The organism is Oceanicola sp. 22II-s10i (genome assembly GCF_002210105.1).
Lineage (GTDB): Bacteria > Pseudomonadota > Alphaproteobacteria > Rhodobacterales > Rhodobacteraceae > Pseudooceanicola.
In genome coordinates, this window is record NZ_AQQU01000001.1 from 134,210 (window position 1) to 158,007 (window position 23,798).

A 23,798-nucleotide genomic window follows, 5' to 3' on the forward strand; every position below is an offset into this window, starting at 1 on the left:
TATGCAGAAAATCAAAGCCGCCGTGTGCCACGAATTCGGCACCCCGCTCGTGATCGAAGAGATCGAGCTCGCCGATCCCCGGATGGGCGAGCTGGAGGTCGAGATCGACGCCGTCGCGATCTGCCATTCGGACATCACGTTCCAGGACGGTGGCTGGGGCGGGATGCTGCCCGCCGTCTACGGTCACGAGGCAGCCGGCAAGGTCACCAAGGTCGGTGAGGGCGTTCAGGGTTTCGAGGTCGGCGACGACGTCTGCGTCACGCTGATCCGCGCCTGCGGGCACTGCCAGTCCTGCCACACCGGCAGCCCGACCACCTGCGAGACGCCGCGCGGCGAAAGCCCGCTGAAGACGCTGGACGGCAAGCCGGTGCTGCAGGCGATGGCCACCGGGGCCTTCGCCGAGAAGGTCGTGGTGCATCACAGCCAGATCGTGAAGATCCCGGCCTCGATGCCCAAGGACGTGGCCGCCCTGATCTCCTGCGGGGTCATCACCGGTGTCGGCGCGGCGACCATCGCGGCGGGCGTGCGTCCGGGTCAGGACGTCGTGGTCATCGGTGCGGGCGGTGTCGGCCTGAACGCGATCCAGGGCGCGCAGATCGCGGGGGCCCGGCGGATCGTCGCCGTCGACCTGCTGGACGAGAAGCTGGAAGTCGCCAAGGAATTCGGCGCGACCGACGCCGTTTCGGCCAAGGACCCCAAGCCGTGGAACGCGGTCAAGGAAATCCTCGGGCGCGGCGCGGATTACGTGCTGGTCGCCGTCGGCTCTCCGAAGGCCTACGACCAGGCGGTGCGCTATCTGGGCATGAACGGCAAGGTCGTCATGGTCGGCATGCCCCACATCGACCAGACGTCGAGCTACAGCCCGATGATCATGGCCAACCAGGGCCAGGGCATGATCGGGTCCAAGATGGGCGACATGGTGATCCAGCGCGACATTCCGTGGATCGTGGACATGTACCAGCAGGGCCGCCTGAAGCTCGATGAGCTGATCTCCAAGCGCTACAAGTTCGAAGAGATCAATGACGCCATCGCCTCGACCAAGACCGGCGCGGCACGGCGGAACGTCGTCCTGCTGAAGTGAAGCTCGCCGATCTCGATATCATCGTGACCGCCCCGCCCGCACCGGGCTGGGGCGGTCGCTACTGGATCCTCGTCAAGGTCACGACCGACACCGGGATCACGGGCTGGGGCGAGGTCTATGCCGCAGCCGTCGGAGCCGAGGCGCAATGCGCCGTCGTCCGAGACGTCTTCGAACGGCACATGGCGGGCGAGAACCCTGAGAACATCGAGATGATGTTCCGCCGGGTCTATTCCTCGGGCTTCACGCAGCGGCCCGACCCGACCGTGATGGGCGCGTTTTCGGGGCTGGAGATCGCCTGCTGGGACATCCTCGGCAAGGACCGCGACCGCCCGGTGCACATGCTGATCGGCGGGCGGATGAACGATCGGCTCAGGGCCTATACCTACCTCTACCCCCTGCCCCAGCACGACCTGACGGATTTCTGGATCAAGTCCGACCTCGCCGCCGAGGCCGCCGTCGACTGCGTGTCGCGCGGCTATACGGCGGTCAAGTTCGACCCGGCCGGGCCCTACACCCTGCGCGGCGGGCACATGCCGTCCATGCGCGACATCTCGCGCTCGGCCGAGTTCTGCCGCGACATCCGCGCGGCGGTCGGGGACCGGGCGGACCTGCTGTTCGGCACGCACGGCCAGTTCTCGACCGGCGGCGCGATCCGGCTGGCGGACGCCATCGCGCCCTATTCGCCGCTGTGGTTCGAGGAACCGGTGCCGCCCGACAACGTGGACAGCATGGCCGCCGTGGCGCGGGCGACGCCGATCCCCGTGGCTGCAGGCGAGCGGCTGACCACCAAGGCGGAGTTCGGCGCGCTGCTGCGCGAGGGCGCGGCCAACATCCTGCAACCGGCGCTCGGCCGGGTCGGCGGGATATGGGAGGCCAAGAAGATCGCCGCGATGGCCGAGGCGTTCAACGCGCAGATGGCGCCGCACCTTTACTGCGGGCCGGTGGAATGGGCGGCCAACATCCAGTTCGCGACCGCCACGCCGAACCTGCTGATGATCGAGACGATCGAGACAGCGTTCCACGCGGGCCTGATCCGTGGCGCGATCACGGTCGAGGACGGCTTTGTCACGCCGCCATCCGGTCCGGGACTGGGAATCGAGATCGACGAGGATCTCGCCCGTGCGCATCCATGGACCGGCGACGGACTGCATCTGCAAATGCAGGAGGCGCCCTGCGACTACGTTGATGAAAACGTGTTCGAGGGTGGTGCGCCGGTCGGGAAAACGTGATCTCGCATGTTCTACCATAGCGTGATATTCATGTATCCTAACTTTTCGGACCGAGACCTTGCCCAACACCGCTGAGCCCCCTGCACCGCCCGAGGAAATGGCCCGCAACGCCTCTGCCGCGGCGGGTTTCCTCAAGGCGCTGGCCCATGAAGGCCGGCTTATGATCCTGTGCCACCTCGGCTCCGGCGAGAAGTCCGTGGGCGAACTTGAGGCCCTGCTCGACATGCGGCAGGCGGCGGTCAGCCAGATGCTGGCGCGGCTGCGGGACGAGGGCTTTGTGTCGACACGGCGCGAAGGCAAGACGATCTACTACAGCCTTGCCAACGAAAACACCTCGGCGGTCATCGGCCTGCTGTACCAGCTGTTCTGCAAGACCTCCGACTGATCCCCGGCCCACACGCCACGGATGTGGCGCCGCATCGCCCGGCTCGCCGGACGGGGTTAGTCTGACCCCGAGGCGGCCGGACGTGCCGCCGGGACCGGAGGGGCCATGTCACTGATCCTGTATCACGGACCGAGGTCCAGCGCGTCGCGCCGTGTGCGCCTGTGTCTGGAGGAAAAGGGGCTGGACTGGGAGGGGCACGTCATTGACCTGTCCCGTCAGGAACAGCACTCACCGGACTACCTGCGGATCAACCCGCTCGGCGTCGTGCCGACGCTGCTGCATGACGGTCGGCCCCTGCACGAAAGCGGGACGATCTGCGAATATCTGGACGAAACCTTTCCCGAACCGCCGCTGATGCCGCGCGATCCCTATGACCGGGCGCTGGTGCGGAACTGGGTGCGTCATGTGGACGGGTTGATCGGCAACCTGATCCGGTTCAACTGGCGCCATTCCATCGCCAAGCGCGCGGCGCAGCTGACGGACGCGGAACTGCAGCAGGCCATCGCACGGGTGCCGAGCGCGGAGCGCAAGGAGGCATGGCTGCGCGCGGCCCGGACCCCTTACACCGAGGAAGAACTGGCCGAGTCGCGCGCCGTGCTCGTCGGCTTGCTGGACCAGATGGAGGCCACCCTGTCCGACGGCTGGCTGTTCGGTGGCGCCTATTCGCTGGCCGACATCGCCGTCGCGCCCTTCATCCGCCGGATCGACGAGGAGATCGCGCCGGACGAGATGACCACGGCCAGACATCCGGGCGTGGCCGCGTGGTGGGCCGCGGTTCAGGCGCGACCGGCCTATCAGCGGGCGGATTTCGGCCCGTTCGTGATGACCGAGTAGCACATCCTCCATCATGTCGCGTTGCACTTGGCACGGCGGCGCGTATCCTCAAATCATATATTCGAATATGATTGGAGGAGGAGCCCCCATGACCCCGCGCACCTTCGTGTCCGCCCTTGCCCTGTTGACCGCCGCCGTGACTCCGGTCGCCGCGCAGGAGCCGGTGAACATCGCCCCCGGCCTGATGTCCGTGACCGTGGAAACGGAAAAAGGCCCGGTCGCCATCAGCCGCATTCAGGACAATACCCACGAGATCACCGGCGACTTCGCCCGCACCTCGCGGCCCTGCCCCAACTTCTGCATCCAGCCGATGACCCCCGCCGAAGGCGTGCGCACCATCGGCGAGCTGGAGCTGCTGGACGCGCTGCAGAACCCGTCCGTCACCGTCATCGACAGCCGGGTCCGGCCGGACTGGGAAACCGGTACCATCCCCGGCGCGATTTCGATGCCCTACACGGAAATGGCGGACCGCCTGCACGAGCTGGGCTGCGCGCCGGATTTCGACGGGTTCGAATGCGAGGACGTGGGCGAGATCGTCCTGTTCTGCAACGGTCCGTGGTGCGGCCAGTCGCCGACCGCGATCCGCCGGATCATCGAAGCCGGTTATCCGGCTGACAAGATCATGTATTACCGTTGGGGCATGCAGGGCTGGCGGATGCTCGGCCTGACCGTGGAGGGCGGCAAGTAGTCCCGTCCTCCGCCTGAAAAGGAGGAGGAAGGAACATGACCGACCTGCCAGTGATCGGCGCGCAGCTTTCGGTGCTGGATCTGGACCGGCACCGGGACTGGCTGTTCGAAAAGGACCGGGACCTCGAACTGCCCGAGTTCTGCATGGCGGACATCCTCGCCAATCCCGGTCCGTTCATCGACATGGCGCTGAAGAAGCTGGACGGCTGGAACGGGCGACTCGGCATCCACGGGCCGTTCTCCGGCTTCGAACTGGACGTCCGCGACAGGGACGTCCGCACGGTCGTTCAGGCCCGGCTGGATGCGGCGCTCGGGGTGTGCGAACGCCTCGGCGCGCGGCAGATGGTGGTGCATTCGCCCTACGACGGCTGGGATGCGCAGAACCTCGACGTCAAGGGCGCGAAGGAGCGGACGAAGTCGGTCACGGCGATCCTCGACACGCTGGCGCCCGCGCTGAAGCGGGCCGCGGCGGCGGGGGTCGAGATGGTGCTGGAGAACATCCGCGACACGGATCCCGCCCTGCGCCGCGCCGTGGTCGAGGCGGCGGACAGCCCCGCCCTGCGCCTGTCGGTCGACACCGGCCACGCGGAATGGGCCCATGTCACCGCGGGCGGACCGCCGGTCGATCGCTTCATCGCCGATGCGGGCACCCTGCTCGGCCATGTGCACCTGCAGGATGCCGATGGCTGGGCGGATCGGCACTGGGCGCTTGGCGAGGGGACGATCAATTTCCACCCGATCTTCCGGGCGCTCGGCGCCACCGGGGCCGCGCCGCACCTGATCGTGGAGATCAACGACTTCGGCAAGGTGCCCGCCAGCGTCGCCCATCTGGAACGGCTGGGACTGGGTCAGTAGGCCCGGTCAGGCCGACCGCAGCAGGACCTTGGTGGAGCCGACGGCAGCGGCGATCCGGGTGTAGTGCGCCTTGCGGTTGCCCGAGCTGCCCGAGGCGCGGATCAGCTTGGTTTCGGCCTCGCGCACGATGCTGTCGGCACGGCGCAGCGCCTGAGGCAGAACCGCGGCCCGGACCGCGCGCACGCGGGTCAGGCCCTGACGCACGGCGGGGGCCGTGGTGTCCTCGTTCGCCTGCGCAAGTCCCCGCAGCCGTTGCGCCGCTTCGTTCAGGATCGCCTTGGCCTCGGCGTAGTCCGGCCGGTTGCCAAGATCCTGTGCCGCACGCTGAAGCGCGATGCCCAGACAGTCGATCCTGTATTGCAGCGGCAGCGCAGCGCAGGACTGTTCGGCGGATTTCAGTGTTCTGACGACCCGGTTGGTCACCGAATCCGAAAAGACCCTGAGCGGCGGTTCGGGGCGCGCGCCATCCGGCCATCCTGTCTGCGGCAAAGGTGCCGGGCTGTAGCGCGCCCCGACTTCCACCGGAAGGATGAGGCACGCCATGGCGGCGGGCAGAATACGGCTCAGCGGGCCCATGCGGCCTGCGCGGGCGGGGTCATTCATCGGTCGTTCTCCTCTTCGACGCCATAGGCTTTTCTGAGACTGCTTCGGGTCATCGGGCCGAACGAGGCATCGACGGCACCCGTGTAGAACCCGTTCGACTTCAGAATCGCCTGCAGGGCCCGGCGCGAGGCCGGTTTGAACATGTTCGGCGCCTCGGTCAGCTGCGCCAGCACCTCGTCATTGCCGCTGCGCAGGGCGTCGTACAGATACTGCCCCGCATCCTCGGGGCCCCGTCCCGGCACGATGCCGTCGTCGATCAGCGCGGCGTAGTTGAACATTGCCTCCGGGTGACGCAGGTCGGCTGCGCGGGCCAAGTAGGCCACGGCGCGGGCGGGATCGCGTGGAATGCCTGTCGCGCCGTTGAAGGTCAGCACGCCCAGATCGTTGATCGCATCCGCATGATCCAGCAAGGCGGCCTGCCGGAAAAGGTCGATGGACCGCGGGATGTCCTGATCGACACCGATCCCGCGTTCCAGCAGCCGTCCCAGTTCATACATCGCTTCGGGATCGCCCGCCTCGACCGCGCGGGCCAGCAGCGCGGCAGCGGCAGCGGGATCGAACGTGCGGCCTTCGGGATTCAGGCGCATGTAGGCCAGCCCCTTGATCGCACGCAGGTTTCCGTCGTCGGCCAGGGCGCGCAGCTGCGCTTCCTGGTCGATGCTCAGGCTGGCCCATGCCTGTTTGCGCTCGACACTTTCCAGCGTGTTCAGCCGGGCCGTGTTCCCGGCGAGGAAATAGGGATTGCCCGAGATCGAGCCGTAGACATGCGGGATCTGTCGCCCGCCGGTTGTCATCAGAACCCGATCCCGGACCTGGCGGAAGAGCAGCCCGATTTCGAGGTCGGGGGTCGAGATGACGTCGGCCAGCGCGCTGGCGAAGGGACTGTTGTCGCCGTCGCCGTCCAGCGCCGCCTGCCCCGCCTCGGCGGCATAGACGACCAGCGTGCCGCGCTCTGGATTGGGTGTGACCAGCCCCACCCCGCCCCGGGTGCGCGCGGCCGTCGCCGCCACGCTTGCCGCGCCCCGTGAGGCCAGCACATCCGCCGGAAGATCGCTGTCGGCGAACGGATCGCTGCGGCAGGAATCCAGCACGACGATACGCAACTGCCGTGCCCGCTCGACCGCGCGCAGCGTGTCCTGCAGCGTGATCGCGCCCTCCAGCACCCGCGACCGCCCCGAGGCGTCCATATCGGCCGGCAGCAGAAAGTTGCGACCGGCGAACTCGATCCCGTGCCCGGCAAAGTAGATCAGCGCGACATCGGCGGTTTCCGCATCGAACGCGAACTGCCGCATCCGGGCCTGCAGGTCGGCCAGCGTCGGGTCATGGATTTCCGTCACCGCAAAGGACAGCTGGCGCAGCTTGGCCGAGATCAGCGCGGCATCGCGGCCGGTGTTGCGGAGGTCGGGCAGATGAACGTATTCACCCACGCTCACGACAAGCGCGAGGCGACGCTCGGCATTGAAATCCGCCGTCGCCGCCTGGCCGGAGCGGATGCCGTAACCTGCGGCGAGGCACAGGATCAGCGCGGTAATCCGGACGTATCCAATCATGCGGGAACCTTGAAATGCGCAGGGTCTGCAACCCGGTCACGGTCGCATGGTCCGCGATTTCAGTAAACCCTGACGGTCCCGGTGACACGCTTTGTCATCACGCGCCGGGCGTCACCGTCCCCGCCGCTTCACATTCCCGCCGCGCTGGCCCGCGCGGCCCGCCGTGGATCGGCCGCGCTTGCCGACCGCCTCGTCCGACGCCTTTTCCACCGCCTGCTGGCGCGCCAGCGGGTCGTCGTGCACCGCAAGGTCCACCGCCTCCAGCCGCTTGACCTCGTCCCGCAGCCGCGCGGCTTCCTCGAACTCGAGGTTCTCGGCCGCCTTGCGCATGTCCGCCCGCAGCCCGTCCAGATGGGCCTGCAGGTTGGCCCCGACCAGCGGCTTGTCGACCTTGGCCGTCACGCGGTTCATGTCCACGTCGCCCTTGTAGAGCCCGGCAAGGATGTCCTCGACGTTCTTCTTGACGGTCGCCGGGGTGATCCCGTGTTCCTCGTTGTAGGCGATCTGCTTGACCCGCCGCCGCTCGGTCTCGGCCAGCGCGCGTTCCATGCTGCCGGTGATCCGGTCGGCATACATGATGACCCGCCCGTCCACGTTCCGCGCGGCCCGGCCGATGGTCTGGATCAGCGAGGTTTCGGAGCGCAGGAACCCCTCCTTGTCGGCATCGAGGATCGCCACCAGCCCGCATTCCGGGATGTCGAGCCCCTCGCGCAGCAGGTTGATGCCGATCAGCACGTCGAAAGCCCCGAGCCGCAGGTCGCGCAGGATCTCGATCCGCTCGATCGTGTCGATGTCGGAATGCATGTAGCGGACGCGGATGCCCTGTTCGTGCATGTATTCCGTCAGGTCCTCGGCCATCCGCTTGGTCAGCGTGGTGCAGAGCGTGCGATAGCCCTGCGCCGCCACCTTTCGCACCTCGTCCAGCAGATCGTCGACCTGCATCTCGACCGGGCGGATTTCGACCTGCGGGTCCAGCAGGCCTGTCGGGCGGATGACCTGTTCGGTAAATACGCCGCCGGTCTGCTCCAGCTCCCAGCTTCCCGGCGTGGCCGAGACATAGACCGACTGCGGGCGCATCGCGTCCCATTCCTCGAACTTGAGCGGGCGGTTGTCCATGCAGGACGGCAGCCGGAACCCGTGTTCGGCGAGCGTGAACTTGCGGCGATAGTCGCCCCGGTACATGCCGCCGATCTGCGGGATCGAGACGTGGCTCTCGTCGGCGAAGACGATGGCGTTGTCTGGGATGAACTCGAACAGCGTCGGCGGCGGCTCGCCCGGCGCGCGGCCGGTGAGGTAGCGGGAATAGTTCTCGATCCCGTTGCACACGCCGGTGGCCTCCAGCATCTCCAGATCAAAGTTCGTCCGTTGCTCCAGCCGCTGCGCCTCCAGCAGCTTGCCCTCGCCGACCAGCTGGTCGAGACGCTGCCGCAGCTCTTTCTTGATGCCCACCACGGCCTGCTGCATCGTCGGCTTGGGCGTCACGTAGTGGCTGTTGGCATAGACACGGATGTGTTCGAACGTGTCCGTCCGCTCGCCGGTCAGGGGATCGAATTCGGTGATGCTCTCCAGCTCCTCGCCGAAGAACGACAGCCGCCAGGCCCGATCCTCCAGGTGCGCCGGCCAGACTTCGAGCGAATCCCCGCGCACCCGGAACGACCCGCGCTGGAAGCCCTGATCGTTGCGCCGGTATTGCTGCGCCACGAGATCCGCGATCACCTGCCGCTGGTCGTAGTCCGAGCCGACCTTCAGGTCCTGCGTCATCGCCCCGTAGGTCTCGACCGAACCGATACCGTAGATGCACGACACCGAGGCGACGATGATGACGTCGTCGCGCTCCAGAAGCGCGCGGGTGGCCGAGTGGCGCATCCGGTCGATCTGCTCGTTGATCTGGGATTCCTTCTCGATATAGGTGTCCGAGCGCGGGACGTAGGCCTCGGGCTGGTAGTAGTCGTAGTAGCTGACGAAATACTCGACCGCGTTGTCGGGGAAGAAGCCCTTGAACTCGCCATAGAGCTGCGCCGCCAGCGTCTTGTTGGGGGCGAGGATGATGGCGGGGCGCTGCGTTTCCTCGATGATCTTTGCCATCGTGAAGGTCTTGCCGGTGCCGGTCGCGCCCAGCAAAACCTGATCGCGCTCGCCCCCGAGCACGCCCGAGGCAAGTTCCTCGATCGCCGTCGGCTGGTCGCCCGCGGCGTTGAACTCGGTGCGCATGACGAGCCGCTTGCCGCCCTCGAGCTTGAGGCGGCGGCGGACATCGGCCACGTCGGGCACGGTGGGATCCTTGACGGGCAGACGGTCGGGCGTGTTGTTGAACATCGGGGGCCTCCAGCAGGCAATATGCCCGCTGCCGCGCGGGTTTCAACCGGCACTGCTGACAGCAGCCTGTCAGCAGTGCGGCTCCCGGCGGGCGGAGCAAACGTGCCGTTGCGTCAATAATGCTCTTGCACCGGCGCGCGGTGCGCCTAATATAACTCGCAGATGCATCAAAGCCCTTCCGGCTCGCCGCACCCCAACCACACCCGGCGCGCTGGAAGGGCTTCCTTCCCTCCGAACCGTTCCACCGTCAGCCTTATCGGCAGTTTTGCCTTGCCGAAACCGCCGGATTTCCCGTACACCCGGTGCGTCACAAGAGGGTTCTTCATGTCCGCGCGCATCTATCGTCCCGCCAAGACCGCCATGCAATCCGGCACCGCCCGGACCCGCCAATGGGTGCTGGACTACGTGGCCGACACCGCGCGCGAGGTCGATCCGCTCATGGGCTGGACCTCCAGCGCCGACACCCAGGCGCAAGTCCGGCTGCGGTTCGACACCAAGGAAGCGGCGCTGGACTATGCGCGCGAAAACGGGATCGATGCCGTCGTGACCGAGCCGCAGTCGCGCAAGGTTAACGTCCGCCCCGGCGGTTATGGCGACAACTTCGCGACCAACCGCAAACAGGTCTGGACGCACTGACTGCCGAGCCGCGGCCCCACGGCCGAGCGCCGCGCCCGACCGGTCTCCTTTTGCCGCGGCCTTGGCTTCGAATCGGGATTGGTTCACCTCTGGCAACACGCTAAACATCGCCCCGAGCGCTCTCTGCGACCCCGTAGCTCAACTGGATAGAGCAATTGACTTCTAATCAATAGGCTGAGGGTTCGAGTCCTTCCGGGGTCGCCAGAGCGAGGCAGACAGACTGTCGCCACGACGCTCTTTCCGTCAAGTCACTCCAGAATAGCAGCAGGATACCCGACCGAGCCGGTCACGTTGGCGGGCATATTGATCGCCGCAGCCTGTTCCGAGGCCATTGGAAGGATGGCGGAGACGATGGGATTCGAACCCACGAGACGGTTTCCCGTCTACTCCCTTAGCAGGGGAGCGCCTTCGACCACTCGGCCACGTCTCCGCCGACCTGACTAAGCGCTGGATGCCCGTGATACAAGGGGAAATTCTCCGTTGTTCGTCGCGCGGAACACCCGGTTGTTCTTACGTGGAATGAATGGCTTGAGGGTATCCCTGCGTCGCACGTGTGCAATAATTCCGCATTCCTACAGCGACCGATTCCTCGCTTTCCGGGTCTCGGATCTTCGCAAGGCCACGCTGACAAGCGCACAGGGCGTCCCGACGGTCCAGCCAAATGCCGCGGGTGGCATCCCCTTGCGGACACGCAGCTCGGGTTCGCGCTCAATCGCAGGACGCTCGCTTGACTCTGTCCCCTCCGCCCGCCCTTCTTGCGCCAGCAAGAGGAGCGCCCATGACCGACCGGTTCGACAGTGAACTCGAAACCCGCCTCGTGCGGTATGCCGCGATCGACAGCCAGAGCGACGACGACAGCCCCAGCCAGCCCAGCACCTCCATCCAGTACGAGATGCTGCGTCTGCTGGAAAAGGAGCTGACCGAGATCGGCGCCTCGGATGTCAAGCTGACGGAATACGGCGCGGTCCTCGCCACCATCCCCGGCACCGCCGAGGGGCCGACAGTCGGCCTGCTGGCCCATGTCGACACGGCGCCGCAGTTCAATGCCACAGGCGTCAAGCCGAGGGTTATCCGCGGCTACAACGGCGGCGACATCACCTATCCCGACGACCCCGCGCTGATCCTGTCGCCCGAAACCTCGCCGTACCTCGGTGGCAAGCAGGGGCATGACATCATCACCGCCTCGGGTCTGACCCTGCTTGGCGCCGACGATAAGGCGGGCGTGGCGATCATCATGACCGCGGCCCGTCACATGCTGGAAAACCCCGGCATGAAGCATCCGACGATCCGCATCGCCTTCACCCCCGACGAAGAGATCGGGCGCGGCGTGGACGAACGGCTCCCTAAGGACTTGGGCGCGGATTTCGCCTATACCTTCGACGGCGGCGAAGTGGGCGAGATCGAATACGAAAGCTTCTCCGCCGACCTGGCCGAGGTCCGCGTGACCGGGGTGTCCATCCATCCGGGCCTCGCCAAGGACAAGCTGGTCAACGCGATCCATCTGGCGTCCAAGATCGTCGCGACGCTGCCGCAGGCGACCATGACGCCCGAGACGACGGACGACCGCGACGGGTTCATCCACCTGACCGAGATGACCGGCGGGTCGTCCGAGATGAAGGTCAAGCTGATCCTGCGGGACTTCGAACTCGACGGGCTGGCCGAGAAGGGCGAGATCGTGCGCAAGGTCTGCGAGGCGGTGCAACTGACCGAACCCCGCGCCCTGATCACCTGCGCGATCCGTCCGCAGTATCGCAACATGCGCTACTGGCTGGAAAAGGACATGACCCCCGTCGAGCTTGCCCGTGACGCGGCCCGCGCCGTCGGGGTGGAGCCGATTTCGGTCCCGATCCGGGGCGGAACGGACGGCTCGCGCCTGACCGAGATGGGAGTGCCGACGCCGAACCTGTTCACAGGCATGCAGAACATCCACGGCCCCTTGGAATGGGTGTCGGTTCAGGACATGGCCGTCGCGACCGAGATGTGCCTGAAGCTGGTCGAGAGCGCCGCCAAGGCCTGAACTCAAGGAACGAGAGATGACGATCCCCACCTTCGACCATTGCGAGGTCTCCCGCGACGACCGCGGCGTCTACACCGCCACCATCGCCAACGCCAAGAGCCTGAACATCCTCGGCACCCCGGTGATCCTGAGCATGACCGAGGCGCTGCACTGGATCGCGGCGCAGGACGACGCCCGCGCGGTGATCCTGCGCGGGACCGGTGACAAGGCCTTCGTCGGCGGCGCGAACATCTACGAGATGGCGGAACTGGACGCCGCAGGTGGTCGCACCTTTATCTCGAACCTGCGCGATCTGTGCGAGGCCGCGCGCAACATGCCGGTGCCGACGGTGGCCCGGATCGCAGGGCACTGCCTTGGCGGCGGGCTGGAACTTGCGGCGGTCTGCGACGTGCGGCTGGCGTCGGACGACGCGATCTTCGGCATGCCCGAGGTCAAGGTCGGCATCCCCTCGGTCATCCATGCGGCGGTCCTGCCGGGGCTGATCGGACCGGGGCCCTCCAACTGGCTGCTGCTGACGGGCGAAAACGTCGATGCCGCGCAGGCGCTGAAATGGGGGTTCGTCCAGTTCACGGCCCCGCTGGCCGAACTGGACGCACTGGTCGAAAAGACGATCCACGGCATCGTGGAAAGCGCCCCCGCCGCCGTCCGCTCGCAAAAGGCGCTGATCCGCTACTGGGAAACCTCCAGCCTGGAGGACGGGATCGCCCGCAGCGTCGAGGCCTTCGGCGAAGCCTTCGACACCGGCGAGCCCGCGGAATACATGGCGCCCTTCATCAACCGCAAACGCTGACGCCCGCCCGGCGACAGGGTTGTGAAAGCGCCTGCCGCCCGGCTTTACAGGTGATCCCGTCGCTGCCAGCGTCCCCCTTGAGCGGCTGAACCGCCGCCAGGGAGGCCATGGTCATGAAGATGGAAAAGGCGCTCGAAGAGCTTGCCGACCGCCGCGCGCGTGCACTGGAAATGGGCGGGGCCGAAAAGGTCGAACGCCACCGCTCGCGCGGCAAGCTGGACGTCCGCACCCGGATCGAAAAGCTGGTCGATCCCGGCACCTTCCGCGAGGTCGGCACCCTGTCGGGCAGCGCGCAATACGACGCCGACGGCAACCTCGTGTCGATGTCGCCCGCCAACTTCATCTTCGGCCGCGCCAAGATCGACGGGCGCGACGTGGTGATCGCCGCCGACGACTTCACCGTCCGGGGCGGGGCCGCCGATGCCTCGATCCGCGAAAAGTCGGTGCAGGCCGAGAAGATGGCCAACCACTTCCGCATCCCGATGATCCGCCTGATCGACGCGACCGGCGGGTCCGTCCGCACGGTCGAGGCCATGGGCCGCACCTATGTCCCCGGCAGCCCGGCATGGGGACCGATCGTGTCGAACCTCGAAACCGTGCCGGTGGTGTCGCTGGTACTGGGCTCGGTCGCCGGCATCGCCTCGGCCCGCGCGGTGGCGTCGCACCTGACCGTGATGGTCAAGGACACCAGCCACATGTTCATCGGCGGCCCGCCGGTGGTGGCGCGCCTGGGGATCGAGACGACCAAGGACAGCCTTGGGGGTTACAAGATCCACGAGAAATCCGGCGCGGTCGACATGGTCGTCGGCACCGAGGAGGACGCCTTTGCCGCCGCGCGGCAGTTCCTGTCCTACCTGCCGTCATCGGTCGGCGAACAGCTGCCCCAGCTGGACCGGTGCGAGGTCGCACCGGACCAGTCGCTGCGCGACATCGTCCCCGAGGACCGGCGCAAGATCTACAAGATGCGGGAAATCGTGACCCGCGTGGTCGATCCCGGCAGCTTCATGGAAATGGCCCCGATGTTCGGCCGCGCCTCGATCCAGGGCTTGGCCCGCGTGGACGGGCGGACGGTGGCGATCATGGCGTCAGACCCGCGCATCTACGGCGGCGGCTGGAACGCGGACACCTGTGACAAGATCGCGAGGTTCTTCGACTTCGTGGAGACCTTCCGCATTCCGGTCCTGAACTTCGTCGATTGCCCCGGCTTCGTCATCGGCCCGGACGCCGAACGCACCGGCACCATCCGCCACGGCGCGCGGACCATGTCCGCAATCTATCGCTCGACCGTTCCGATCATGGCGATCCTGATCCGCAAGGTGTTCGGCGTCGCCGGTGCCGCGCACATGAACCACGAGGTCTATCGCCACCGTATCGCGTGGCCCTCGGGCGACTGGGGCTCCATCCCGCTGGAGGGCGGGATCGAAGCCGCCTATGCCGCCGATCTTGAAGCCGCCGAGGACCGCGAGGCGACGCTGGCCGAGATCGTCGCGCGTCTGGACGCGCTCCGCTCGCCCTTCCGCACCGCCGAGGCGTTCGGAGTGGAGGAGATCATCGACCCCGCAGACACCCGCGAGAACCTCGTGGAGTTCGTCCACCTCGCCTACCGGCGCAACATGATCGACAAGCCGCCCGTGCGGTATCGCCCCTGAGGAGACAGGCAAATGGCGGATATTGAACTGAAAAGCGACGTCTCGGGCCGGGTCTGGCAGATCCCGAAATCGGCGGGCGACAGCGTGGAGGCCGAAGAGGCGGTCATCATCATCGAGTCGATGAAGATGGAGATCCCTGTCGCCCCCGAGCAATCGGGCACCGTGGTCAAGGTTCTGGTGGCGGAGGGCGACGAGGTCGAGGAAGATCAGACCGTTGCCATCTTTTCCCCCGACTGAGCCTCACCGCACCGGAGCGCCATGACCGACACCGAAGCCTACCTCGCCCGCCTGCGCGACCTGCAGGCCAAGGCATGGCCGCCGCGCCTGTCGCGCGAGATCAGCTATCCCATCGGTGAGGTGCCGCTGAGCGATCACCTCGCCCACTGGGCGCAGGCAAAGCCGGACGTCCCCGCCCTGATCTACTACGGCACCGAGGTGACGTGGTCGCAGCTCGACGCCGACGCCAATCGCTTCGCCGCGCTCCTTGCCGCGCGGGGGATTGCCAAAGGCGACCGGGTGGCGGTGTTCCTGCCGAACTGCCCGCAGTTCCACATCGCCTTTTTCGGCATCCTCAAGGCCGGCGTGGTGCATGTGCCGGTCTCGCCGCTCTCGACCCCGACGGAACTTGCCTATGTCCTGAACGACACCGGCGCGCGCATCCTCGTCACGCTCGACACCCTGCACCCCGTCGCGGCGGAGGCGACGGCAGAGGCCCCGCTGGACGAGATCATGACGACCGCGCTGGCCGAGATGATCCCCGACGCGCCCGCCTTCCACTGCCCCGACACGGTGAACACGGCGCCCGCCCCCTGCCCCGGCACGACGCCTTTCCTGCCCGCCATCGCCGGGATGCCCGCCGACCCGGTCGCCCTCGGCGACCTCGATAGCCCCGCCGCGCTGAACTACACCGGCGGTACCACCGGCATGCCAAAGGGCTGCGTCCACACGCAGCGGGACATGGTGTTCACCGGGGCCGCGAACTGGTCGGTCACCACCGCGCGGGCCGAGGGCACGATCCTGACCTTCTTCCCGGAGTTCTGGATCGCTGGCGAAAACGGCGCGCTGATCTTTCCGCTGATGACCGGCGACACGCTGGTGCTGATGTCCCGCTGGGACCCGCTCGGGGTGCTGCAGGCCATCGAACGCTACGGGGTCGCCGTCGTCGCTTTCGTCGTGGACGGCGCGGTGGAACTGATGAACCGGCCCGATATCGACAACTTCGACCTGTCTTCGCTCCGCCGTGTCCGCGTCGTCAGCTTCATCAAGAAGCTCGACACCGACATCCGCGCGCGGTGGAAGGCGTTGACCGGCACGACGCTGGCCGAAAGCTCCTTCGGGATGACGGAAACGCACACGTCGAACACCTTCACCACCGACATGCAGGACGACGACTTCGACCTGAAACAGCAGCCGGTGTTCGTCGGCTTGCCCCTGCCCCAGACCGACGTGGTGATCCGCGACTTCGACAGCGGCGCGATCGTGCCGCTCGGGCAGGAGGGCGAGATCACGATCCGCACCCCGGCCCTGCTGAAATCCTACTGGCAGCGTCCCGATGCCACTGCAGAGGCGCTGCGCAACGGGTTCCTGCACACCGGCGACATCGGCGTGATCGACACGATGGGCTACCTGCACTACCTCGGCCGCCGCAAGGAGATGCTGAAGGTTCGCGGCATGTCCGTCTTTCCCGCCGAGATCGAGGCGGTGCTGGGCAAACATCCCGGCATCCGCGGCTCGGGCGTGGTCGGACGCAGCGATGCCCATGCGGGGCAGATTCCCGTGGCCTTCATCGAACTGGCCGATCCCGCGCTGGACATCGCGGCCCTCGGCGGTTGGATGGCGGAACGGATGTCGAAATACAAACTCCCCGAAATCCGCGTGGTCGAGGCCCTGCCGATGACCGCGACCGGCAAGGTCCGCAAGGCGGAACTGGCCAAGTGGGTGGACTGAGGAAAGGAAGACCGTGAGCCCGATCAAGAGACTGCTGATCGCCAACCGGGGCGAGATCGCCCTGCGCATCGCCCGCACCGCTGCAGACATGGGGGTGGAAACGGTCGCCGTGCATCCCGAGGACGACGCCGCCTCGCTGCACGTCATCCGCGCCGACATGGCGGAACTGCTGCCGGGCCGGGGCGCGCGCGCCTATCTCGACGTGGCCGAGGTGGTCGCGGCGGGCCAGCGGTCGGGCTGCGACGCGATGCATCCGGGCTACGGCTTCCTGTCCGAGAACGCCGCTTTCGCGGCGGCGGCCGAGGCGGCGGGGATGCGGTTCGTGGGGCCGACGCCGGAGTCGCTGTCGCTCTACGGCGACAAGGTCGCGGCGCGGAAACTGGCCGACGAATGCGGTGTGCCGGTCCTGCCGGGCACGGCCGATCCTGTGGACGCGGCGGGCGCGGCGGCGTTCTGGGACACGCTGCCGGGCGGTGCCGCAATGATCGTCAAGGCCGTCGCGGGCGGAGGCGGGCGCGGGATGCGGCTGGTCCGTGACGCGTCCGAGATCGAGGCATCGGTGGCCGCGGCGGCGCGCGAGGCCGAGGCGGCCTTCGGATCCGCCGAGGTCTACGTGGAGCGGTTCGTGGAAACCGCCCGCCATATCGAGGTGCAGGTGCTGGGCGACGGCGCGGGCGGCGTGATGACGCTGGGCGAACGCGACTGCACCCTGCAGCGCCGCCATCAGAAGGTGCTGGAGATCGCCCCCGCCCCCGACCTTGCCCCCGAAACCCGCTCTGCGCTCCTCTCCCATGCCGAAACGATGGCGCGGGCAGGCGATTACCGCAGCCTCGGCACCTTCGAATTCCTGCTGGACCGTGCGACCGGCGAGGTCTTCTTCATCGAGGCCAATCCCCGCATCCAGGTCGAGCACACGATCACCGAGGCGGTGCATGGCATCGACCTCGTCGCGCAGCAACTGCGCATCGCCTCGGGCGCGACGCTCGCGGAGCTCGCCATCGACGTCGCCCCGCGCGGCTACGCGATCCAGGCGCGGGTGAACATGGAGCGGATGAACGCCAAGGGCGACATCCGCCCGTCCGGCGGCAAGATCAGCGCCTACGATCCGCCCGCCGGGCCGGGCGTGCGCGTCGACGGGTTCGCCTACGCGGGCTACACGACCTCCGCCGCCTACGACTCTCTTCTGGCCAAGGTGATCGTGCAGGGGCCGGACTTCGCCTCGACCATCGCCAAGACATCCCGCGCGCTTTCGGAATTCCGCATCGCGGGGCTGGAGACGAACGCCAGCTGGCTCCGCGCCCTGCTGGGCCGCGCCGAACTGCCCGGCTACAACGTCTCGACCCGGTTCATCGAGGCGCATGCCAAGGACCTCGCCGAAGCCGCCGTCGCCCTGCCGGTCGCGACCTTTGGCGTCGATCAGGCAGGCACCGCTGAACAGACCGGGGCCAAGGTCCCCGAGGGCGAAACCGCCGTCCCCGCCCCCATGCAGGCGACCGTGATCTCGCTGAATGTCGAACCGGGCGACTCGGTCGCCAAGGGCACCGTCGTTGCCGTGCTCGAAGCGATGAAGATGGAGCACACCATCGAATCCCCCGTTTCTGGCCGCGTCGGCGCGGTGCTGGCAAAGGCGGGCGAGACGCTGATGGAGGGCGCGCCGATCCTGTCCATCGCGCCGGGCGAGGTCGACGCGGCCACGACAGAGGCCGAGGAGACCGTGGATCTGGATGCTGTCCGCCCCGACCTGCAGGAACTCCTCGACCACAAGGCCAAGGGTCAGGACGCCGCCCGGCCCGACAAGGTCGCCAAGCGCCACAAGCTGGGCCAGCGCACCGCGCGCGAGAACATCGCGGACCTGATCGACGAAGGCAGCTTCAACGAATACGGCGAACTGGCCATCGCCGCGCAGTCCAAACGGCGCACCCGCGAGGATCTGGAGGCGAACACCTCCGGCGACGGCCTGCTGACCGGCACCGCCACGATCAACGCCGGGCTTTTCGGCCCCGAGGGCGGGCGCGTCGCGCTGGCCATCGGCGACTACACCGTGCTGGCGGGCACGCAGGGCCAACGCCATCACCGCAAGCTGGACCGCATCCTGAACGTCGCCGGTCGCCACAAGCTGCCGCTGGTGTTCTTCGCCGAGGGCGGCGGCGGACGGCCGGGTGACACCGATCGCGTGAACGTGGCGGGCCTCGACGGCCCGTCGTTCCGCCACTTCGCCGCGCTGTCGGGCAAGGTCCCGGTCGTCGGCGTCGTCTCCGGGCGCTGTTTCGCGGGCAACGCGGCCCTGCTGGGCTGCTGCGACGTCATCATCGCGACCGAGGACAGCAACATCGGCATGGCCGGTCCCGCGATGATCGAGGGCGGCGGCCTTGGCGTCTATACCCCCGAGGAGGTCGGCCCGATCGACGTGCAATGGGGCAACGGCAACGTCGACATCCGCGTGAAGGACGAGGCCGAGGCCTGCGCGGCGGCCAAGCAATATATCTCGTATTTCCAAGGACCTGTCACCGACTGGACCGCCCCCGACCAGCGCCTGTTGCGCCGCGCGATCCCGGAAAACCGCCTGCGGTCCTACGAGGTGCGCGACGTCATCCACAAGCTCTGCGACGAAGGCTCCGTGCTGGAACTGCGGCAGGGCTGGGGGCCCGGCATGGTCACCTGCCTCGTGCGGATCGAGGGGCGGCCCTATGGCCTGATCGCGAACAACCCCAAGCACCTCGGCGGGGCCATCGACGCGGATGCGGGCGACAAGGCGGCACGGTTCCTGCAACTGTGCGACTCGCACGGGCTGCCGGTGATCTCGCTCTGCGACACGCCGGGGTTCATGGTGGGGCCGGAGGCGGAGAAGACCTCGCTCGTCCGTCACGTCTGCCGGATGTTCGTCGTCGGCGCGCAGGTCTCGGTGCCGCTGATCGGGATCGTGCTACGAAAGGGCTACGGCCTCGGCGCGATGGCGATGATCGGCGGCGGGTTCAAGGAAAGCGCTTTGACGGTCACTTGGCCCACGGGCGAGTTCGGCGGCATGGGGCTGGAGGGCGCGGTGCACCTCGGATTCCGCAAGGAACTGGCGGCGGTCGAGGACCCGGCCGAGAAACAGGCGCTCTTCGACAAGCTGCTGGCGAACTTCTACGATATCGGCAAGGCGGTGAACTACGCCGCCGCGATCGAACTGGACGCGGTCATCGACCCGATGGAGACCCGGCGCTGGATCGTCAACGCGATCACCGCCGCGCCGCCGACCGGGGGCACCGGTCGCTTCGTCGACAGCTGGTGATCAGCGCATCAGCTCGGGCAGATCGCCGGTCAGCCCCGCAGCCTCGCGGATGAAACCGCGGCGCAGGCGGGGCAGGCTGCCGATCACGCCCATGCCGATGTCACGGCCGAGGCGCAGCAGGGGATTGTCTTTGGAAAACAGACGATTGGTCAGGTCCGTCGCCATGGCAAGACTGGCCGTGTCGAACCGCCGCCATTCCTGGTAGCGCGCCAGAACGTCCGCCGCGCCGATGTCCTCGCCCCGCCGGGCGGCCTCTTTCAGCACCTGCACCAGCGCCCCGATGTCGCGCAGCCCGGCGTTCAGCCCCTGCCCCGCGATCGGGTGCATCCCGTGCGCCGCATCACCGACCAGCGCCAGCCTGTCCGCGACGAAGGCATTCGCGACGGTCAGGTTCAGCGGATAGGCGAAACGCTTCCCCTCCAGCGATATCTCACCGAGGAAATCGCCGAAGCGCGGGCGCAGGGCGGTGACGAAATCGGCATCAGACAGGCCCATGAAGGTCCGCGCCATCTCCTCCGTCTCGCTCCAGACGATGGAGGAGCGGTTGCCCGGCAGCGGCAGGATCGCCAGCGGCCCCGGCGGCATGAAGAACTGATGCGCGACGCCGTTGTGCGGCCGTTCATGCGCGATGGCGCAGACCAGCGCGGTCTGGCCATAGGCCCAGCCCGTCCGCTTGATCCCGGCCCGCAGTGCGGTGCCGCTTTGCCGTCCGTCGCACCCCACGACCACCTTGCCGCGCAGCATCCGCCCCGAGGCGAGCGTCAGCGTGATCCCGGTGGCGTCGGCCGCCTGCGCCACGACCTGTTCGCCCGAAACCTGAGTGATCCTTGGCTCGGCCGCCATCGCGTCGAGGAATGCGCCCCGCAGGAACCGGTCCTCGAGCATGTGGCCCATCGGGCCTTCCTCGATCTCGGCATGGTCGAAGTCGAGGCCGAAGAACCCGCCGCCCTGTCCGGCGTGGCCGTCGGACACCCGGATTTCCAGCATCGGCTGAGACTTGTCGCCGACCGCCTGCCAGACGCCGATGGCGCGCAGCAGCCGGACCGAGGCCAGCGCCAGCGCATAGGCGCGGCCGTCGAACTCCGCCTCGCCCCGTGTCGCGGCGGGCAGTGCGTCGATCACAGTCACGCCGAACCCGGCCTGTGCGAGGCCAAGCGCCAGCGCGGGGCCGTTCAGGCCACCGCCCACGATCAGGATGTCGCTGTTGTCGTCCATGCGGGCCTCCGTTCCCCGGCAATATGCGCCCCCGGACGGGATTGTCCATGCGCCCGCCTGCCGCTACCGTCACGTCGAAATCGCCGGAGGGATGCGGATGGACAAGTGGCTGTGGATGAGTGCGGGCGACCTTGGACGCGGGATCGCCGCAGGCGATATCGACCCGGTCGCGCTGACGGAAACCTACCTGTCGGCCATCGACGCCCATCCCGACCGCGACCGCATCTACAGCACCGTCACCCATGACCGCGCGCGGGCCGAGGCCAAGGCAGCCGCCGATCGGGCGAAACTGGGCCTGCGCCGCTCGGCGCTCGACGGGGTGCCGATCTCGTGGAAGGACCTGTTCGACAGCGCCGGCGTGGCGACAGAGGCGGGGACCGCCCTGCTCAAGGGCCGGGTGCCGGACACGGACGCGCGGGTGCTGGCGACCTCGACGAACATGGGGACCGTCTGCCTGGGCAAGACGCATATGTCGGAACTGGCCTTCTCGGGCATCGGGCTGAACCCGGTCACCGCCACGCCGCCGAACGTCAACGATCCCAAGGGGGTGCCCGGCGGCTCGTCCTCGGGCGCGGCGGCGTCGGTGGCCTTCGGACTGGCGGCGGCGGGGATCGGCAGCGACACGGGCGGATCGGTGCGCCTGCCGTCGGGCTGGAACGACCTCGTGGGGCTCAAGACCACGTCGGGGCGGCTGTCGCTGGACGGTGTCGTGCCTCTGGCGGTCAAGTTCGACACGGTCGGCCCGCTCTGCCGGACGGTCGAGGACTGCGCGCTGTCACTCGCCGCGATGGAGGGGACCAAGCCCGCCGACCTGCCCGGCGCGACGCTGGAGGGCGTGCGCTTTGCCTCGCTCATGTCGCTCGCGCATGACGACATCCGCGACGCGCCCCGCGACGGTTTCAACTCGGCCCGCGAGCGGCTGCAGCGCGGGGGCGCGATCGTCGACCCCATCGACGCGCCCGAACCGGCCGAAGCGAACACGCTGTCGGGCATGCTGCTGACCGCCGAGGCCTACGGCACGTGGAAGGACGAGATCGAGGCGCAGCCGGACGTCATGTTCAGCGAGATCCTGAACCGGTTCCGCGTGGGCAAGACCTTCACCGCCGCCGACTACGTGGCGGGCTGGCAGCGGCTGGAGGTGCTGCGCCGCCAGTGGGCCGAGCGGACCGCGCCCTATGACGCCGTGATCCTGCCCACCTCGCCGATTCTGCCCCCCGATGCCGAACGGATGATGTCGGACCACGATTACTACGTGGCCGAGAACCTGCTGGCGCTCAGGAACACGCGGATCGGCAATACGCTCGGCCTCTGCGCGCTGACGCTGCCGACCGGCGTGCCGTCCTGCGGCATCATGATCATGTGCCCGCCGGGGCAGGAGGAACGACTTCTGCGCCTCGGAAAAGCCGCGGAAAAGGCTTTGTCCTAAATGCCACAAGTGCCCCGTCGGCCACATTAGAGAACTGGACGAAACTACTGCACGGCACTACTTTTCGGCATAACGGGGCGATCAACGACCCCGACCCAGAGGCAGTGCATGATTTACCCCGAACGGTTCGCGAACCTACCGGCATATGCGTTCCCGCGTCTTCGCGCGCTCCTTGACCCGCATCCGGCGGGCGGGCCCGTCGTGAACATGACGATCGGGGAACCGAAACACCCCTTTCCCGACTGGGTCTCGCAGGTGCTGGCCGAGAATGTTGACGGATTCGGCGTCTATCCCCCCAACGACGGCACGCCCGAACTGCTGGACGCCATCGGCGCATGGATCAGCCGCCGCTACGGTGTCCCGTTCGAGGGCGCGGACCGGGCGATGGCGCTGAACGGCACGCGCGAAGGGCTCTACAACGTCGCAATGGCGCTGTTGCCGGAAACGAAGCGCGGCAAGCGGCCGGTCGTCCTGATCCCCAACCCGTTCTACCAAGTCTACATGATCGCAGCGATCTCGGTCGGGGCCGAGCCGGTGTTCGTGCCCGCCACGCGACAGAACGGCTTCCTGCCCGATTACGGCGCGCTGCCGCCCGAGGTGCTGGACCGCGCGGTCGCGGCCTACATCTGTTCGCCCGGCAACCCGCAGGGCGCGGTGGCCGATGCGGGCTATTGGAGGGACCTGCTGGCGCTGGCCGAGAAACACGACTTCCGCGTCTTCTCGGACGAGTGCTATTCCGAGATCTACCGCGGCGACACAGCCCCCATGGGCGCGCTGACGGCGGCCGAGGCCGCGGGCACCGATCCCGAACGCATGGTGCTGTTCCAGTCGCTGTCGAAACGGTCGAACCTTCCGGGCCTGCGCGGCGGCTTCATTGCCTCGGGCCCCGAGAACATCAAGCACATCCGCCGCCTGCGCTCCTACGCCGGTGCGCCGATGCCCCTGCCGCTGCAGAAGGTGGCCGAGCGGGCGTGGTCGGACGAAGACCACGTGACACAAAATCGCCTTCTTTACGCGGAAAAATATGCCGCGGCCGACGAGGTCATGAACGGCGTGCCGGGCTACCAGGGCCCCGCCGGAGGCTTTTTCCTGTGGCTGCCGGTCGAGGACAGCGAGCAGGCCGCGCTTAAACTGTGGACCGAGACGGGCGTGCGGGTGCTGCCCGGCACGTATCTCGGGCAGGACGTGAACGGGGAAAACCCCGGCAAGAACTACATCCGGGTCGCCATGGTGGCCCCAAAAGACGAGATGGTCGGGGCGCTGCAGCGCCTGCGCAACTGTCTCTACAATTGAGGGAAATTCGA

The 23,798-nt window shown here is 67.6% G+C and carries 19 protein-coding genes and 2 tRNA genes; 16 read left to right on the forward strand and 5 right to left on the reverse strand.

What is annotated here, in order from left to right; all coding sequences use genetic code 11:
* The first annotated feature begins 1 nt into the window (after position 1).
* From ATO6_RS00740 to ATO6_RS00765, 6 genes are all read left to right on the forward strand, one after another.
* Positions 2-1,081, forward strand: coding sequence for a Zn-dependent alcohol dehydrogenase (locus ATO6_RS00740; protein WP_088622047.1), 1,080 nt, complete (start codon positions 2-4; stop codon positions 1,079-1,081).
* Positions 1,078-2,310, forward strand: coding sequence for a mandelate racemase/muconate lactonizing enzyme family protein (locus tag ATO6_RS00745; protein WP_088622048.1), 1,233 nt, complete (start codon positions 1,078-1,080; stop codon positions 2,308-2,310). The genes ATO6_RS00740 and ATO6_RS00745 overlap by 4 nt, the downstream gene beginning before the upstream one ends.
* A gap of 97 nt (positions 2,311-2,407) precedes the next feature.
* Positions 2,408-2,695: a helix-turn-helix transcriptional regulator gene (locus ATO6_RS00750; RefSeq protein ID WP_088622049.1), complete on the forward strand. Its 288-nt coding sequence runs from the start codon at positions 2,408-2,410 to the stop codon at positions 2,693-2,695.
* Between the two features lie 105 nt (positions 2,696-2,800).
* A complete protein-coding gene (locus ATO6_RS00755) occupies positions 2,801-3,529 on the forward strand; it encodes a glutathione S-transferase family protein (RefSeq protein ID WP_217898952.1) in 729 nt (242 codons plus the stop codon).
* 88 nt (positions 3,530-3,617) lie between these two features.
* Positions 3,618-4,217, forward strand: a complete 600-nt coding sequence (locus ATO6_RS00760; protein ID WP_088622050.1) for a rhodanese-like domain-containing protein — start codon at positions 3,618-3,620, stop codon at positions 4,215-4,217.
* Between the two features lie 35 nt (positions 4,218-4,252).
* On the forward strand, positions 4,253-5,071 hold the full coding sequence (locus tag ATO6_RS00765; protein WP_088622051.1) for a sugar phosphate isomerase/epimerase: 819 nt from the start codon (positions 4,253-4,255) through the stop codon (positions 5,069-5,071).
* Between the two features lie 6 nt (positions 5,072-5,077).
* Here ATO6_RS00765 and ATO6_RS00770 read toward each other — a convergent pair whose 3' ends face one another.
* The 3 genes from ATO6_RS00770 to uvrB all read right to left on the reverse strand — a co-directional run bounded on the left by ATO6_RS00770 (position 5,078) and on the right by uvrB (position 9,540).
* On the reverse strand, positions 5,078-5,674 hold the full coding sequence (locus ATO6_RS00770; protein ID WP_088622052.1) for a hypothetical protein: 597 nt from the start codon (positions 5,672-5,674) through the stop codon (positions 5,078-5,080).
* Entirely contained in the window at positions 5,671-7,224 is a 1,554-nt protein-coding gene (locus tag ATO6_RS00775; protein WP_088622053.1) for a caspase family protein, read from the reverse strand. Before ATO6_RS00775 ends, ATO6_RS00770 begins: the two co-directional genes overlap by 4 nt.
* Positions 7,225-7,335: 111 nt before the next feature.
* Positions 7,336-9,540 (reverse strand): excinuclease ABC subunit UvrB, encoded by a 2,205-nt coding sequence (uvrB, locus tag ATO6_RS00780; protein WP_088622054.1) that lies wholly within the window; start codon positions 9,538-9,540, stop codon positions 7,336-7,338.
* Positions 9,541-9,864: 324 nt separating this feature from the next.
* Between uvrB and ATO6_RS00785 the strand changes: the two genes are divergently transcribed.
* Both ATO6_RS00785 and ATO6_RS00790 read left to right on the forward strand, forming a co-directional pair.
* The gene (locus ATO6_RS00785; protein ID WP_088622055.1) at positions 9,865-10,176 is read left to right on the forward strand and encodes an ETC complex I subunit; all 312 of its coding nucleotides are present in this window, start codon (positions 9,865-9,867) and stop codon (positions 10,174-10,176) included.
* A gap of 127 nt (positions 10,177-10,303) precedes the next feature.
* Positions 10,304-10,380: transfer RNA gene (locus tag ATO6_RS00790), tRNA-Arg, on the forward strand.
* Positions 10,381-10,516: 136 nt separating this feature from the next.
* Here ATO6_RS00790 and ATO6_RS00795 read toward each other — a convergent pair.
* A tRNA-Ser gene (locus tag ATO6_RS00795) sits at positions 10,517-10,606 on the reverse strand.
* A 348-nt stretch (positions 10,607-10,954) separates the two neighbouring features.
* Here ATO6_RS00795 and pepT point away from each other — a divergent pair.
* The 6 genes from pepT (at position 10,955) to ATO6_RS00825 (ending at position 19,853) form a co-directional block, all read left to right on the forward strand.
* Positions 10,955-12,193 carry a peptidase T gene (gene pepT, locus ATO6_RS00800; RefSeq protein WP_088622056.1) on the forward strand — a complete coding sequence of 413 codons (1,239 nt, stop codon included), beginning with the start codon at positions 10,955-10,957 and terminating at the stop codon, positions 12,191-12,193.
* 16 nt (positions 12,194-12,209) lie between these two features.
* Entirely contained in the window at positions 12,210-12,983 is a 774-nt protein-coding gene (locus ATO6_RS00805) for an enoyl-CoA hydratase (RefSeq protein ID WP_088622057.1), read from the forward strand.
* 113 nt (positions 12,984-13,096) lie between these two features.
* The gene (locus tag ATO6_RS00810) at positions 13,097-14,632 is read left to right on the forward strand and encodes an acyl-CoA carboxylase subunit beta (RefSeq protein ID WP_088623348.1); all 1,536 of its coding nucleotides are present in this window, start codon (positions 13,097-13,099) and stop codon (positions 14,630-14,632) included.
* Positions 14,633-14,644: 12 nt separating this feature from the next.
* Positions 14,645-14,869, forward strand: a complete 225-nt coding sequence (locus tag ATO6_RS00815) for an acetyl-CoA carboxylase biotin carboxyl carrier protein subunit (RefSeq protein WP_088622058.1) — start codon at positions 14,645-14,647, stop codon at positions 14,867-14,869.
* 21 nt (positions 14,870-14,890) lie between these two features.
* Positions 14,891-16,579 (forward strand): AMP-binding protein, encoded by a 1,689-nt coding sequence (locus ATO6_RS00820; RefSeq protein WP_088622059.1) that lies wholly within the window; start codon positions 14,891-14,893, stop codon positions 16,577-16,579.
* Positions 16,580-16,592: 13 nt separating this feature from the next.
* Positions 16,593-19,853 carry a carboxyl transferase domain-containing protein gene (locus tag ATO6_RS00825; RefSeq protein WP_254919038.1) on the forward strand — a complete coding sequence of 1,087 codons (3,261 nt, stop codon included), beginning with the start codon at positions 16,593-16,595 and terminating at the stop codon, positions 19,851-19,853.
* Here ATO6_RS00825 and ATO6_RS00830 read toward each other — a convergent pair whose 3' ends face one another.
* Positions 19,854-21,068: a UbiH/UbiF/VisC/COQ6 family ubiquinone biosynthesis hydroxylase gene (locus ATO6_RS00830; RefSeq protein WP_088622060.1), complete on the reverse strand. Its 1,215-nt coding sequence runs from the start codon at positions 21,066-21,068 to the stop codon at positions 19,854-19,856.
* A 97-nt stretch (positions 21,069-21,165) separates the two neighbouring features.
* Here ATO6_RS00830 and ATO6_RS00835 point away from each other — a divergent pair, with 97 nt between their 5' ends.
* Positions 21,166-22,494, forward strand: coding sequence for an amidase (locus ATO6_RS00835; protein WP_088623349.1), 1,329 nt, complete (start codon positions 21,166-21,168; stop codon positions 22,492-22,494).
* 108 nt (positions 22,495-22,602) lie between these two features.
* Entirely contained in the window at positions 22,603-23,787 is a 1,185-nt protein-coding gene (locus tag ATO6_RS00840) for an aminotransferase class I/II-fold pyridoxal phosphate-dependent enzyme (RefSeq protein ID WP_088622061.1), read from the forward strand.
* The last annotated feature ends 11 nt before the right edge of the window (positions 23,788-23,798 follow it).